We start from the raw sequence: 13,856 nt of genomic DNA on the forward strand, positions 1-13,856 counted from the left end.
CGTGCGTTTCCTCTTCGCTCTGTCCTTTGTACCTGAGAGTTACCTTATGCTCCTAAGAAAGAATGGAACATAAGTTTCCCCGTTGGTGATCCCGCAAGCGAGATGCTCTCCAGAGGTGCGTCCGATAATGGTCCTTTTGCCTGAGAGATTCACCCATGTTAGGTTTACTCCTTCGGCGCCGCCGCAAACTAGCCTGTGGGCGATCTCTCCCATTACCATCATCCGCTTATTTGATTATCTCCCTCTATTCTTACACGATTACGAGAGGTATTGTCAATTAAAAACATTTAATGTGTCATTTAATTGTTAGATATATTGATATTAATATTCCTTCTGTTTTAAGCTAAACCCATCACCAACTGAATACGCGGATGACGATGGTAGGGAGAGACTTCCGGAGCAAACGCTCCAGAGGCACCGAAGGAGCAAGTCGACGGCCGGCCGGCCGGAGATCAATCTCTCAGGTAAACGTACCGCCATTCGACGCAACTCTGGAGAGAGCGAATAGCCACCAAAGGGGTAATGGCGGTTCATTGAACCGCTTAAACTCTCAGGTACCCGGGACAGAGAACTTGGCGCATAGCCGGTTCTCTGTCTTTTTTTGTTCCTATACCAGCATAGTTGGCGTACAACTTATGCATATCATCGCGTTCAGAGCCGTATGCTTCGGCAAGGCACTAAATCCTTCTTTAAAAGCATATGCAGCAAAGGTCGTCAATAACGCTTGGACGCTGGCGATTCACTATTTTCGGAGAGGATGTTGAGCATGAGTGATGTAAAAGCAGGATTGGGCTATTCAGAGGAGCATGAATGGGCTGAAGCGAGGGGGACCCTTGTTCGAATCGGAATATCCGATTTCGCGCAATGTCAGCTTGGCGATATTGTTTTCGTGGAATTTCCTGAAGTGGGCGCGGCACTTGAGGCGAACGAACCGATGGGCACGATCGAGTCCGTGAAGACCGTATCTGATCTGTTTAGCCCTGTCAGCGGAACCGTAGTGAAAGTAAACGAGGTACTGCTGGACGAACCGCAAAAAGTGAACGAGGACCCTTATGGAGAAGGCTGGATCATCGAGGTCGAGGTGGAAGGCGACGCAGCGGAAGCGGTGGCTTCGCTCTGGAGCGCTGAGCGATATTCGGCGTTCATTGCATCCAAATAAGGAGGTGCATGAAATGCGAAAGCCCAGAGAACGCAAACCAGCGTGGCTGAAAATATCGCTAAATACGGGAGACAGTTACCAAGAAATCAAATCCATGATGCGCGGACGCCATTTGCACACGGTATGCGAGGAGGCGAAATGCCCCAATATCTTTGAGTGTTGGAGCCAGCGGACGGCAACATTCATGATTCTGGGCAAAATCTGCACCCGCGCCTGCCGTTTCTGCGCCGTGACCACTGGCCTGCCAACGGAGCTCGATCTGGAAGAGCCCCGGCATGTGGCACAATCCGTTAACGAGATGGGACTGGCGCATGTCGTTATCACTTCCGTCGCCCGAGATGATCTGAACGATCACGGAGCCTCTATGTTCGCTGCAACAATTGCGGCTGTTCGCTTGAAAAATCCACTAACGACCGTTGAGGTGCTCATCCCGGATTTCGGCGGTGAAGCGAATCGGCTCTCCGTTGTATTGGAGGCAAAGCCGGATGTTCTGAACCATAACTTGGAGACCGTTAACCGGCTGTCGGACAACGTGCGCGCTAAAGCCAAATATCACCGATCCTTGTCTGTGCTCCGTATAGCGAAAGAACTTCATCCGAATCAGACGACGAAATCCGGCATGATGGTCGGACTCGGGGAGACGAAGGAGGAGCTTATTGAAGCCATGCGGGATTTACGGGCAGCAGGCTGCGATATCCTGACAATCGGACAATATTTGCAACCCACATCCAAGCATATGGAAGTCGACCGGTATTATCATCCGACAGAATTCGAAGAACTCAAACAGATCGGACTCGCTCTTGGCTTCGCCCATGTTGAAGCCGGTCCGCTCGTCCGCAGTTCCTATCACGCCCGCGAGCAAACGGAGAATGCGAAAGCAGCCTCGGAGCAGCTAAAATCCATAACATTTAATCCATAATGACTGAGGAGCGCTACTATGAACGATTATGACATCGTTATTCTCGGCGGAGGCCCCGGCGGTTACGTTGCCGCCATCCGTGCTGCCCAGCTGGGCAAACGCACCGCGCTAATTGAGAAAGCGAAACTAGGCGGGACATGTCTGCATAAAGGGTGTATTCCCAGCAAAACGCTGCTGCGCAGTGCGGAGCTGTACGAGACTATGAAGCGGAGCTCCAGTTTCGGCATACGCGCGCAAGGCGTCGAGCTTGATTATAGCGGCGTGTTGGCCCGTAAGGACAGTATTGTCGAACGACTTGAAAGCGGCGTGCGATTCCTGATGAAGAAGAATAAGATCGATGTCTACGAAGGAACGGGGACCATTACAAATGCTGCATTGACGAGTGAACGCAGCGGCGTTATTGAAGTAACAGGCAACATGAAAGGGATAGATGAAGGTGATTCGCCTCTATCCATCGGCTATCGAGATCTCATTGTGGCTACCGGATCCCGCCCCCGTCCAATCCCCGGATTGCCTGTAAGCGAACGAATTATGAACAGTGATGAGGCGCTTGCTATGGCATCCATCCCGGCTTCAATCATCATCATCGGAGGCGGCGTGATCGGCGTTGAATGGGCATCGATGTTAAATGATTTCGGTGCGCAGGTCACAATCGTCGAAGCAGCAGAGCGAATCCTGCCGGCTGAGGATGAAGACATCTCGCGCGAGCTGACTCGCCTGTTTGCCAAACGCAAAATCAAAACGCTGACAAGCGCAAAGCTCCTTCCGAACAGTGTACTGGCCGACGAAGAAGGCGTGATCGTTCAGCTCGCAAGAGGTGACAAGATTGAATCGCTAATGGCAGCATGCATGCTTGTCTCCGTTGGACGAACAGCCAATATTGAAGACTTCGGCCTCGAACGAACCGCGGTGCGGATTGAACAGGGGGTTATCGCCGTTGATCGATCCATGCGGACGGATGATCCCCATGTGTATGCGATCGGCGATGTTGTCGGCGGCCTGCAGCTCGCCCATGTCGCTAGTCACGAAGGCGTGGTAGCGGTCGAGACGATCTGCGGACTTCATGCTCAATCCGCTGAGCCTGCTTCTGTTCCGAAATGCGTTTACAGTCGTCCCGAGCTTGCCAGTGTCGGACTGACTGAGCAGGCTGCCATGGAGAGCGGATATTCGGTCGCAATAGGCAAGTTCTCGTTTAAAGCCATTGGCAAAGCACTGGTCTTGGGCGAAACCGATGGCTTCGTGAAGGTTATTGCGGACGAGAAGTCCGGCGGCGTCCTTGGCGTTCACATGATCGGACCTCATGTAACGGACTTTATCGGTGAAGCATCGCTTGCGCAGCTGTTGAAGGCGACCTCCATGCAAATCGGGCATATGATTCATCCGCATCCGACGCTCTCCGAGATTATTGGCGAAGCCATGCTAGATACCGACAAACTGGCGCTGGGGATGTGAATGCGATGTGGAGGTTCGTACACACGGGGAATCGGACGCCGGCGGAGAACATGGCAATCGATGAAGCGATCGTCGTTGCGCATGAAAGGGGACTTGTACCGCCGACCGTACGCTTCTATGGCTGGAGTCCTGCATCGTTGTCCATCGGCTGTTTTCAGAAGGCTGCCGAGGAAGTCGATCATGTCGCCTTGCATAAACACGGCCTTGGCTTCGTGCGGCGGGCAACCGGCGGACGTGCAGTGCTTCACGATCAAGAGCTCACTTACAGCCTCATTGTTTCTGAGAATTACCCAGGTATACCAAGCAGCGTCGTAGAAGCGTATCGCGTTCTCAGCATGGGACTGTTATATGGGTTCCGCAAGCTAGGTTTAGCTGCAACAATGTCGGGTATAGAAGAAGGGGAAAGCGGTGCTATTCCGAATCCAGCGGATTACGGCAGTTCGAAAGGTAAGCCATTGTCGGCAGCCTGCTTCGATGCTCCATCCAAGTACGAGCTTGTCGTGGAAGGCAGGAAAATCGCCGGAAGTGCACAGATGCGATCTAAAGGGATCATCCTTCAGCACGGTTCCGTCCTTCTAGAGCTGGATACCGATCTAATATTCGAAGTGCTGCGATTCAAAGACGAGACGGAGAAAAAGCGATTGAAATCCATATTCGAGCGTAAAGCGATTGCGATCAACACCTCCCTGCGCCGCAAAGGGGAGTTACCACTCCTGATTACGGATGTGGAGGAAGCGTTTCGCAGCGGGTTTGCTCAGGGTTTGGAGGCTGAATTAACGACAGGAACCTTAACAGAGTTCGAGATTGAATTGGCCAACCAGCTTGTTGCCGAGAAATATGGCTCCGATGGTTGGAATCTTCGAAGGTAAACGGAGGAGGATCAGATGAAGCTTATACGTCGGGCTTCAGCCACGATGAGCTTGCATGAATCGCGGCTTCGCCAGCTTCTAATCGCGCTTTTCGCCTCCCACTTCTTCTGTACCGTCCTATTTATTACGGCTGCTTATGCACTAGGGGAAGGCCTCGGCTTATCTCCGGTCATGATTGGAATGAATCTTATTACCGGCTTATTATTATGTATCGGGGCTTACATTCCAGACAATATGCTTGCTCGAACAGCCTGGACTTCTATCCCGATTGGATTATTCCTTAGTATGTTTGCTTCGATTTGCCTGTTATCTTGGGGAGGAAATGACCCATCTGTCCTTACCTTTGCGGTATCATGCGCCGGCTTCGGCTTTGCAGTGATGAATCTTGGCGTAACATCCGAGATGGAAGCCATTCCGCTGCATGATCAGCCTCATGCGGTCAAACGACGAATGCTCAGATCAAGGCAATTAGGAGTTGGGTTCGGGTTCGTTGTCTCCGTGCTATTCACCATGCTGCAGTGGGGAAGCTTCCATGTCGGCATTATGCGGCTTGAGATGGGCTGTACGTTTATTTTGCTCGCTGTCTGTTTTATTCTAACCGCGAAAACCAGGTGGATTCGCGCATGGGATAAAGGTTCTCATTCCTGAATCGGAAAATGGGGTTGCTTCTCCCGGTACCATAGCGGTACTGGGTTTTTGTCGGTTTTTTATGAATTTTTAAGATTTTCAGCTGCTTTATCTTAATTTGTTTTCTTTATCCTAGAGAAACAGAGAGTAGGAGGAGGAAACAAGAAATGAGAAAGTGGTTATTTTTGCTTGCGGTGGTGGTGTTGGTGATTGTATGCTACGAGCGATTCAAGTCTGCCGTCGATTCGGCACCTCCGATGGGACAGACCGAGAACGGGAACTCGATAGAAACGCCAACTCCGGAAAATAGTCCGCCGCAAAACGAGTTGACGTTCCAAATCGAGGAAGATCAGGTGCACAAGGGAAACTTGGTTCTCGTGAACGAGGAAATTGCTGCACCATCCAACAATGCAGACGCCAAGGCGGTTAACTTATATAAGCATCAGGAATTGGTGGACGGATTCGGTTTATTGGACAACACGATAAGGCTGTCACCGGATTTGACTCAGAAATTCACTACGATGATCAAACACGCCGCCGTAGACGGGGTCAAACATTTTCTAATCAGCAGCGGTTACCGAAACGATAAGGAGCAACAAACGCTATATGACCAGTTGGGTTCGGAAATCGCGGCGGTTCCGGGACATAGCGAGCATAGCTTGGGACTGGCACTAGACATCGGGTCGACTACGGCGCAGATGAAAGACGCCCCGGAAGGGGAATGGCTGAAACAGAACGCCTGGAAGTACGGGTTCATCGTCCGCTACCCGGAAGATAAAACGGAGGTTACCGGCGTCATTCATGAGCCTTGGCATATCCGGTACGTCGGACTTCCGCACAGCGCGATCATGCAAGAAAATCATTGGGCGTTCGAGGAATACTTGAATAATTTGAAAGAGCGTAAAACGATCACGACGACCGTTGGCGACCAAAGATACATCGTTTATTATTTTCCGGTATCTTCGAATACGACGCTTCACGTGCCCGCCGTCGGCAATTACGAAATATCGGGGAACAATACGGACGGCGTTATTGTAACCGTATTTGATATCGTGAGCTAGACTTCCAGCGTATTCAACGGTGTGATTCTACGATGAGATAATTAGAGGTGCTCGTGCTAATTCGACAGACTTTTCATATGCAAAGTGAAATATTGGAAAAGAACGCGTTGCATGAGCACCAATACTGGTTGAGATCACTAATCAGAATTCACACTGTAAGAGGAGGGATCACCATGCTTGCGACAGGTTTTCATGGTAAGAATGCGCTGGTTACCGGCTCCAGCCGAGGACTTGGCAAACAATATGCGCTCGACTTGGCTCGTGCCGGGGCTAACGTTATCATTCATGACATTCGGGATAGCTCGGCGGCAGATTTCAATGAAGCAGCCTCCGGCCATGCGGTTGCAGACGAAATCAGACAACTCGGCGTCAAATCAGCTTTTATTGCAGCTGATCTGGCCGATCCGCTTCAAGTTGAACGTCTTATTGAAAGCGCAATCAATGAGCTGGGCTCATTGGATATTCTGGTCAATAACGCAGGGGGAGATATCGGTTTAAACACACCTCGCCCGGATCCGAACGATGCTCTTGATATTTCCATCGACGATATTCGTTCGGTTGTAGAACGGAATCTCCTGTCCACGATGTACGCCTGCAAATTTGCCGGCACCTATATGCGGAATCGAAGATCCGGCAAAATCGTGAATGTAGGCTCCGTTGCGGGACATGTTCCGGTAACATCCGGTATTATCTACGCCGCAGCCAAAACAGGCATTTCTTCTTACACGCGAAGCCTGGCAGAGCAACTGCGTCCGTATGATGTGAATGTAAACTGCATTTCTCCCGCTCCGACCTATACCGGCAGATTTCTTGCAACGCGGACGGTGCAAAGCGAAGAAGGGCGGTCTCGTCTGCAGCGTATCGCTCAGCCTGAGGATATGGCAAGTATAGTTTTGTTCCTATGCGGCTCTGCTTCGGATGCTTTAACCGGCGAAACGATTGTATGCTGGAAATAACAAACCTGAGGGTGAGGGAGAACGATGACCGAGGCATTACGTTTCATCATGGGGTCGGAGGAGCCAGGCCGTTATGACATCTTCACCCACGCTGCCGGTCCGGAGGGCAAGCTGCCATTGACTTCCGATATGCTGATGAATCTTCCGAGCGGGGACTTATTCGGCATGAGCCAAAATGTCGGCATGGGCTGGAAGCCTGAGCGACTTCTCGGCAAGCAGGTTCTTATCCTCAGTACACAGGGCGGTGTCCGCGGGGAAGATGGCACGCCGATCGCACTCGGCTACCACACCGGTCATTGGGAAGTGGGCCTTCTCGTCAAAGAAGCGGCGCTCGAAGTGAGTGCCCTCGGCGGAGTTCCCTTCGCCGCATTTGTCAGTGATCCCTGCGACGGCCGTTCGCAAGGGACAACCGGGATGTTTGACTCGCTGCCTTACCGCAACGATGCAGCTATGGTGTACCGGCGCCTGATCCGTTCACTCCCAACGAGGAGCGGCGTTATTGGGATAGGCACCTGTGACAAGGGACTGCCCGCCATGATGATCGCCCTGGCAGCCATGCATGATCTTCCCGCGATAATAGTGCCGGGAGGCGTTACCTTGCCACCGACTGCCGGGGAAGATGCGGCCAAGATCCAGACCATCGGTACACGGTTCGCGCATGGTCAAATCACGTTGGACGAAGCAGCCGATCTGGGCTGCCGGGTGTGCGCTACGCCAGGAGGCGGCTGCCAGTTTCTAGGCACCGCAGCCTCTGCTCAGGTTGTTGCCGAAGCGCTTGGCATGTCACTACTGCACTCGGCACTTGCGCCTTCCGGTCAGCCGATTTGGAGCAACATGGCCCGTCAATCCGCGAGGGCGGTGCAATGGATGCAAGCAAGCGGTATAACGATGCGGGATATCTTGACGGATGCTGCCTTTGAGAATGCAATGGCCGTTCATGCCGCATTCGGCGGTTCCACCAATTTGCTGCTGCATATCCCGGCGATTGCCTATGCGGCATTATGCCGAATCCCCGATGTGACGGATTGGACGCGCGTGAACAAGGCGGTTCCGCGGCTTGTGAGCGTGCTGCCGAATGGACCGGAACATCATCCTACCATTCGCGTGTTTATGGCCGGAGGCGTTCCGGAGGTCATGCTGCATCTTCGCAAACTCGGTCTGCTCAACGTGAATGTAAAGACGGTCTCGGGCGAATCTCTTGATGCACTCTTAGATTGGTGGGCGGATTCCGAGCGGCGATATACCATCCGTAAGCGGCTGCTAGAGGTCGACGGCATTGATCCGGATCAAGTGATTATGAGTCCGGAACGAGCGTCTGGCAGGGGATTGACGTCCACGGTAACGTTTCCAATTGGCAATCTTGCACCGGAAGGATCCGTCATTAAGTCTACGGCTATCGATCCTAGTGTTGTCAGCGAGGATGGCATCTATCGCCATATCGGACAGGCGAAGGTGTTTACGTCCGAGAAAGCGGCGGTAAAGGCGATCAAGCTCGGCCAAATCCAGGCAGGCGATATTATTGTTCTTATGGGCGGCGGACCTTCAGGAACGGGGATGGAGGAGACCTACCAGTTGACCTCCGCATTGAAGCATCTGCCCTTCGGCAACCAGGTAACACTCCTCACCGATGCTCGCTTCTCCGGCGTGTCTACCGGAGCGTGCATCGGTCATATCAGTCCGGAGGCATTGGCCGGCGGTCCGATCGGTAAAGTGCGAAACGGTGATTGGATCGAGGTCTGCATTGATCGCAATAAGCTGGAAGGCAGCATTCATTTCATTGGCCAAGGGGAAGAGCGTTTCAGCCCAGAGACAGGCGCAGCAATGCTGGCTGCCCGGGCCGTTCATCCGGATCTTGCCCCAAACCCTGCTCTTCCTGACGACACTCGGCTATGGGCAGCTCTTCAGGCAGCAAGCGGAGGTACATGGCGAGGCAGTATTTACGATGTTGATCGTATCGTTGAAACGCTGCAAGCGGGAATGGAAGCGTTAACTAGATCCAAGCAAGGAACTGGAGGCTGATTGTTCGTGGATAAAGGTGGTCGTCTGGCAGGCAAAGTAATTGTAGTTACCGGTGGAACGAGAGGCATCGGTAAAGGCATCGCTCGCATGTGCTCGGCTCAAGGCGCATATGTGGCGATAAGCGGAAGAAACGAGCAGGACGGGAGACAGGTGGTCTCGCAGATAGCTGAAGATTTCGGTATAGAAGCGCTGTTTGTTCGGAAGGATATCAGCAGCGAGGCGGCTTGCCGCGAGTTGATCGAGGAAACAGTCGCCCATTTCGGAAGAATCGACGGACTGGTGAATAATGCGGGGATCTTTCCGAGAGGTTCGATCCTGGATACGACAGAGGAGCTGTTCGATTCGATTTTCGATGTCAATGTCAAAGGCGCTTTCTTCTGTTCGAAATATGCGATTTCGGAGATGTTGAAGACAGGCGGCGGCTCTATCGTTCAGATCGGTTCTACGAACGGATATAAGGGTTCCAAGGATCTCGTCGCGTATGCATGCTCGAAAGGTGCAATGCGGACATTAAACCGTACGATCGGGGTCCATTATGCCAGGGAAGGCATCCGTTCGAACTGGGTGACTGTCGGCTGGGTGGCGTCAGAAGGGGAAGTGGAGCTGCATGAGAAAATGGGCTATTCCGTTGATCAGCTCAATGAGTGGGCGGAAACCCGCGTACCGAGCGGTCGCATGCAGACTGCAGAGGACATGGCCTATGGCGTTGTTTATTTGTTGTCGGACGAATCCAATCAGGTAACGGGAACAGAGCTCTCCATCGCGGGTGGCCTTGGCATTTAGATGGTCTTCGTTTGATTCTTTGAACGATGATCCGATGAGCAATATCATTGGAAAGTAAAAGGAAGCCTGATTAATGCCCAGGTTTCTTTTTTTTGAGAATAATTCAAGGTATGTCTTCGCTCAATAAAGTTTCATATAGAAATATTTGTAAACGAAGCACGAAATCATAACTGTAACTTTTTCATTCTGCATTGCGTCTAGAAACATACATCGAAGTAGAAAGGAAGATCACGAACGATGAATAGAAAAAGTCTACTGTTGTCGAGTCTAATTGCTGCAACTGTAATTTCAGCAGGCAGCGCACCATTAGCGCACGGAGCAGAAAGTACACCGACTACCGGCGCTACCTCTGCTGTCACTTTTAGAATTAATGATGTTAATTATAGCAATGGCACAGGTCAACATAGTCTGCTGGCAGCTCCCTTTGTTACAAACGGATATACAATGGTTCCTGTTCGAGCAACCGCTGAATCTCTCGGTGCATCGATCGGATGGAATTCCAAGAACCAGATGATTACATTGTCCGGAGTAGGCTTTGGTACAATCAAATTCACCATGAATTCTTCCTTTGCAGAGAATGCTAAAGGGGAGAAAATTAAGCTTCCCGAGCAAGTTCGTCAGACAAAAGGCACAGTGTTCGTTCCCGCCAAGTCGTTAGCTTCCCTTATGGGCATCGGGCTGCAATGGGAGTCTGCAACCCGTAAGGTTACCCTATCAACGCAGTCTCAGACTCCTAATCGTTTAGACTTCAATTATCAATTTACTAAGGATATGGAAGGTTGGAAGGGGGGCTTTGCCGATTTGCCGGTCGATTATGATAAAGAAATCTACGAATTGGACTATGCGCATAAGTTACTTCCCATCGATAAAAATACGGCTAATTATGGGTTGAAGCTCTCGGGGCATAATCGAAGCGATGATTTGTTTATGTATCTTTCCAAGGGTATTGAAGGCTTAAAAGCTAACACATCCTATATCGTCGATTTGAAGTTTGCGATGTACACAGACGCAGGGGGAGGAAGTGTCGGTATTGGCGGCTCTCCTGCTGAATCGATCTATGTGAAGGCCGGCATTCTGACGAACGAACCGTTATCTGTTCCAACGACTACTCCGGGGTCGGAATATTACAGAATGAACGTGGACATCGGCAGTCAAGGTACCGGCGGCAAGGATGTCAAAGTAATCGGAAATGCGGCTAAACCTGATGCGGACAAGGCAGGTTATCAGCGTGTTGATTTCAACTATAGCGCGAAGGTGACGGCAAATGACAAAGGTGAGATTTATATTCTTATTGGCGCGGATTCAGGATTCGAAGGGTTGACTACCCTTTACTTTGATGATGTCAAAGTAACCGCTCAAGCTTCTTAGTCCACGCGATAGGCTCCCATTCAATGAAGTGCATCTCTTAGAAATGTAAGAGGTGCATTTTGTTTATGGCCGTCTTTCTTTAGCTCAGGAGTCGATGTCTTCATGAAGGAATCGAATAGGTTCTTCCCGAATAATGAGATATCTCAACAAACCTACAACTTAATCGTACCAGGAGGTCTTGAAATGTCGTTTCCGACGCATATTGTATCTGCAGGTGGCATTGTAGAAGATGGCAATGGGAATATCCTATTAGTAAAAGCTCATGACGATGGTTGGGTGTTTCCCGGTGGGATCACTGAAGTTGGGGAAAACCTAATCGATGGCGTCATTCGTGAAATCAAAGAGGAAAGTGGAATAGATGCCACGGTCAGCCATTTAATCAATGTTGTTTCCAATACGGCGATTCATAAGTGGTATGACGGCGTGACTGATGTTCCTACGAAGGTCATGTTTGATTTCGTATGCAAAGCCGTAGGAGGAGCGTTAGCAACTTCGGATGAAACAAGCGATTGCAGGTGGGTGCCAAAGGAGCATGTTTTGGATTTGATTACGTTGGCTGCAATCCGCCTGCGATATGAAGCTTATTTAAATTTTAACGGCTCAGTAAATTATATGGAGTACGCCACTGCGACAACGACAGCATGCAGCGTTAAGCTTCAAAGGACCGTTTAATGATAACCATTTTGAACACAGACAGGAGTTAGTTACGATGATAAAAGGCTTCGGAGGCATATTTTGGAGAACGAACAATCTTGAGGTAGTGAAAAAATGGTACAGTGACGTATTGAAGATTGAAATCAATAATTGGAATGGGACTGTCATACAACCTCAACCGGGTAATGAGACGATCTTTTCTTTCTTTACCGAGCAGGACAATTATTTTCCAACAGAGCAACAAGTGATGTTGAATTTCCAAGTCCATAGTCTGGATGAGATGATTAAACATCTTGAACACATTGGTGTACCTCTCGCAAAGAAACCACAAGATAGCGAATATGGAAAGTTTGTTTGGATCGAAGATCCTGATGGTCGACTGATCGAGCTTTGGGAGAAATAGCGATTTCGATTTTGCAATTCATGACACCACGGCAGCCGACTTAATCATTCGGCTGCCGTTTTCATTTTATTGGGTAATAATGTTTGTACCTCGTTAATAATCTGCAGAATACTCGATTTCACCAAGAACAGGAGGTGAGTCAGTCTCGTTAATGCTTCGAACACGGTTTCTAGCACGGATATCATGAGAGATTGGTAGGACTATAGTGCCGAATATCAAGTAAAGTGAGGGAACCCAGATGAATAAGGTTACAGTTGAGCAAAGCAATAGCGGCTTCTCGGAAACAGGACTACGAAGAATGCGCGAGGTATTGGAGCGGCATGTAGAATCCGGTAAGATTCCCGGGCTTGTCGCCTTAGTCAGCCGTAATGGCGAAACACACGCAGAAGCAATCGGCACGATGCGTCATGACGGCGGTGCTCCGATGCGCCGGGACACGATCTTCCGGATGGCGTCCACTTCCAAGCCGGTTACGATTGCGGCGGCGATGGTCCTGCTCGATGAATGCAAGCTGCGTTTGGATGACCTGGTAGAGACATGGCTGCCGGAACTCGCCGACCGGCAGGTACTCAAGCGAATCGACAGTCCGCTTGATGACACCGTACCGGCGCGGAGACCAATTACCGTACGTGACCTGCTTACCTCTACATTCGGGCTCGGCATGGATTTGACCTCGCTAGGAACGCCGATCATGGGCGCGATCATTGAGCGGGGACTCACGCCTGATTTACCGGTGCCGATGCCCGAGCCTGATGAGTGGATGCGTCGCCTTGGCGAGCTTCCGTTGATGCATCAGCCAGGTGATCGTTGGCAGTACCACATCAGCAACGATCTACTCGGCGTGCTCGTCGCCAGAGTCACCGGACAATCGTTTGAACAGTTCCTGCTCGACCGCTTATTCGCTCCCCTGGGTATGAAGGACACCGGGTTCTACTTGACGGGCGACAAAATCGACCGACTACCGCCCTTATACGCCCCCGACCCGCAGACCGGAACGTTCAACATTTGGGACGAAGCCAAAGGGGGACGCCACAGCCAGCCGCCGGCGTTCCAAGGCGGAGGCGGCGGACTAGTCTCCACCGTCGATGACTACCACGCCTATTACCAGATGCTGCTGAATGGCGGGATGCATGGGAGCGAACGGATCTTGTCCCGACCAGCGGTCGAGTTGATGACCACCAATCGCCTTACGCCTGAACAACAAGCGGTCAGAAACGCTATGGCCACCAATAACGTCCATATCTCATTCGGTCAAGGGCAGCACGGCGGCTGGGGCATGGGGATGGCAGTGCGTACTTACCGCGGCGACTACGCAGCTATCGGCCAGTTTGGCTGGGATGGCGGAAGCGGCGTTTCGACCTATGCGGATCCGAACAATAATCTCATCGGTATCCTGCTCACACAGGTCGGAATGACCACCCCGGATTCGGCACGGGTTATCCACGATTTCTGGACTACTGTCTATCAGGCACTTGAAGACTGAGAACGAGTAACAATGACATATCCTTCGGAAGGTCAAAATTGGGCTTGATCGGATGATTCATGACTAACGGTGACGGTTAAGTTAAGGGAAATAGGGGATTCTT

The 13,856-nt window shown here is 51.1% G+C and carries 13 protein-coding genes and 4 riboswitches; all 13 genes read left to right on the plus strand.

All coding sequences use genetic code 11. From position 1 onward, the window contains the following. Positions 1 to 17: 17 nt before the first annotated feature. A riboswitch (glycine riboswitch) is annotated at positions 18 to 115 on the minus strand. A 3-nt stretch (positions 116 to 118) separates the two neighbouring features. Beyond that, positions 119 to 222: riboswitch (glycine riboswitch) on the minus strand. A 150-nt stretch (positions 223 to 372) separates the two neighbouring features. After that, positions 373 to 485: riboswitch (glycine riboswitch) on the plus strand. Positions 486 to 489: 4 nt separating this feature from the next. After that, positions 490 to 569: riboswitch (glycine riboswitch) on the plus strand. A gap of 197 nt (positions 570 to 766) precedes the next feature. Then, positions 767 to 1,159, plus strand: coding sequence for a glycine cleavage system protein GcvH (gcvH, locus tag AC6ESO_RS04820; RefSeq protein WP_497090378.1), 393 nt, complete (start codon positions 767 to 769; stop codon positions 1,157 to 1,159). Further along, positions 1,053 to 2,078, plus strand: coding sequence for a lipoyl synthase (lipA, locus tag AC6ESO_RS04825; protein ID WP_497090379.1), 1,026 nt, complete (start codon positions 1,053 to 1,055; stop codon positions 2,076 to 2,078). The genes gcvH and lipA overlap by 107 nt, the downstream gene beginning before the upstream one ends. 18 nt (positions 2,079 to 2,096) lie before the next feature. After that, complete coding sequence (gene lpdA, locus AC6ESO_RS04830; protein WP_497090380.1) at positions 2,097 to 3,530, plus strand: dihydrolipoyl dehydrogenase; 1,434 nt, start codon at positions 2,097 to 2,099, stop codon at positions 3,528 to 3,530. A 5-nt stretch (positions 3,531 to 3,535) separates the two neighbouring features. Continuing rightward, positions 3,536 to 4,399: a lipoate--protein ligase family protein gene (locus AC6ESO_RS04835; RefSeq protein ID WP_497090381.1), complete on the plus strand. Its 864-nt coding sequence runs from the start codon at positions 3,536 to 3,538 to the stop codon at positions 4,397 to 4,399. Between the two features lie 15 nt (positions 4,400 to 4,414). Then, positions 4,415 to 5,047 (plus strand): hypothetical protein, encoded by a 633-nt coding sequence (locus AC6ESO_RS04840; protein WP_497090382.1) that lies wholly within the window; start codon positions 4,415 to 4,417, stop codon positions 5,045 to 5,047. A 146-nt stretch (positions 5,048 to 5,193) separates the two neighbouring features. After that, positions 5,194 to 6,087, plus strand: a complete 894-nt coding sequence (locus AC6ESO_RS04845; RefSeq protein WP_497090383.1) for a M15 family metallopeptidase — start codon at positions 5,194 to 5,196, stop codon at positions 6,085 to 6,087. 173 nt (positions 6,088 to 6,260) lie between these two features. Further along, on the plus strand, positions 6,261 to 7,043 hold the full coding sequence (locus AC6ESO_RS04850; protein ID WP_497090384.1) for an SDR family NAD(P)-dependent oxidoreductase: 783 nt from the start codon (positions 6,261 to 6,263) through the stop codon (positions 7,041 to 7,043). 24 nt (positions 7,044 to 7,067) lie between these two features. Next, positions 7,068 to 9,062, plus strand: a complete 1,995-nt coding sequence (locus tag AC6ESO_RS04855; protein ID WP_497090385.1) for a YjhG/YagF family D-xylonate dehydratase — start codon at positions 7,068 to 7,070, stop codon at positions 9,060 to 9,062. A 6-nt stretch (positions 9,063 to 9,068) separates the two neighbouring features. Further along, a complete protein-coding gene (locus AC6ESO_RS04860) occupies positions 9,069 to 9,845 on the plus strand; it encodes an SDR family NAD(P)-dependent oxidoreductase (RefSeq protein WP_497090386.1) in 777 nt (258 codons plus the stop codon). A gap of 237 nt (positions 9,846 to 10,082) precedes the next feature. Continuing rightward, positions 10,083 to 11,213 carry a copper amine oxidase N-terminal domain-containing protein gene (locus tag AC6ESO_RS04865; RefSeq protein ID WP_497090387.1) on the plus strand — a complete coding sequence of 377 codons (1,131 nt, stop codon included), beginning with the start codon at positions 10,083 to 10,085 and terminating at the stop codon, positions 11,211 to 11,213. A gap of 183 nt (positions 11,214 to 11,396) precedes the next feature. Further along, positions 11,397 to 11,885, plus strand: a complete 489-nt coding sequence (locus tag AC6ESO_RS04870; RefSeq protein WP_497090502.1) for an NUDIX hydrolase — start codon at positions 11,397 to 11,399, stop codon at positions 11,883 to 11,885. 37 nt (positions 11,886 to 11,922) lie between these two features. Then, positions 11,923 to 12,270: a VOC family protein gene (locus tag AC6ESO_RS04875; protein WP_497090388.1), complete on the plus strand. Its 348-nt coding sequence runs from the start codon at positions 11,923 to 11,925 to the stop codon at positions 12,268 to 12,270. A 238-nt stretch (positions 12,271 to 12,508) separates the two neighbouring features. Then, positions 12,509 to 13,753, plus strand: a complete 1,245-nt coding sequence (locus AC6ESO_RS04880) for a serine hydrolase domain-containing protein (RefSeq protein ID WP_497090389.1) — start codon at positions 12,509 to 12,511, stop codon at positions 13,751 to 13,753. The last annotated feature ends 103 nt before the right edge of the window (positions 13,754 to 13,856 follow it).

Source organism: Paenibacillus rhizoryzae (assembly GCF_059686995.1).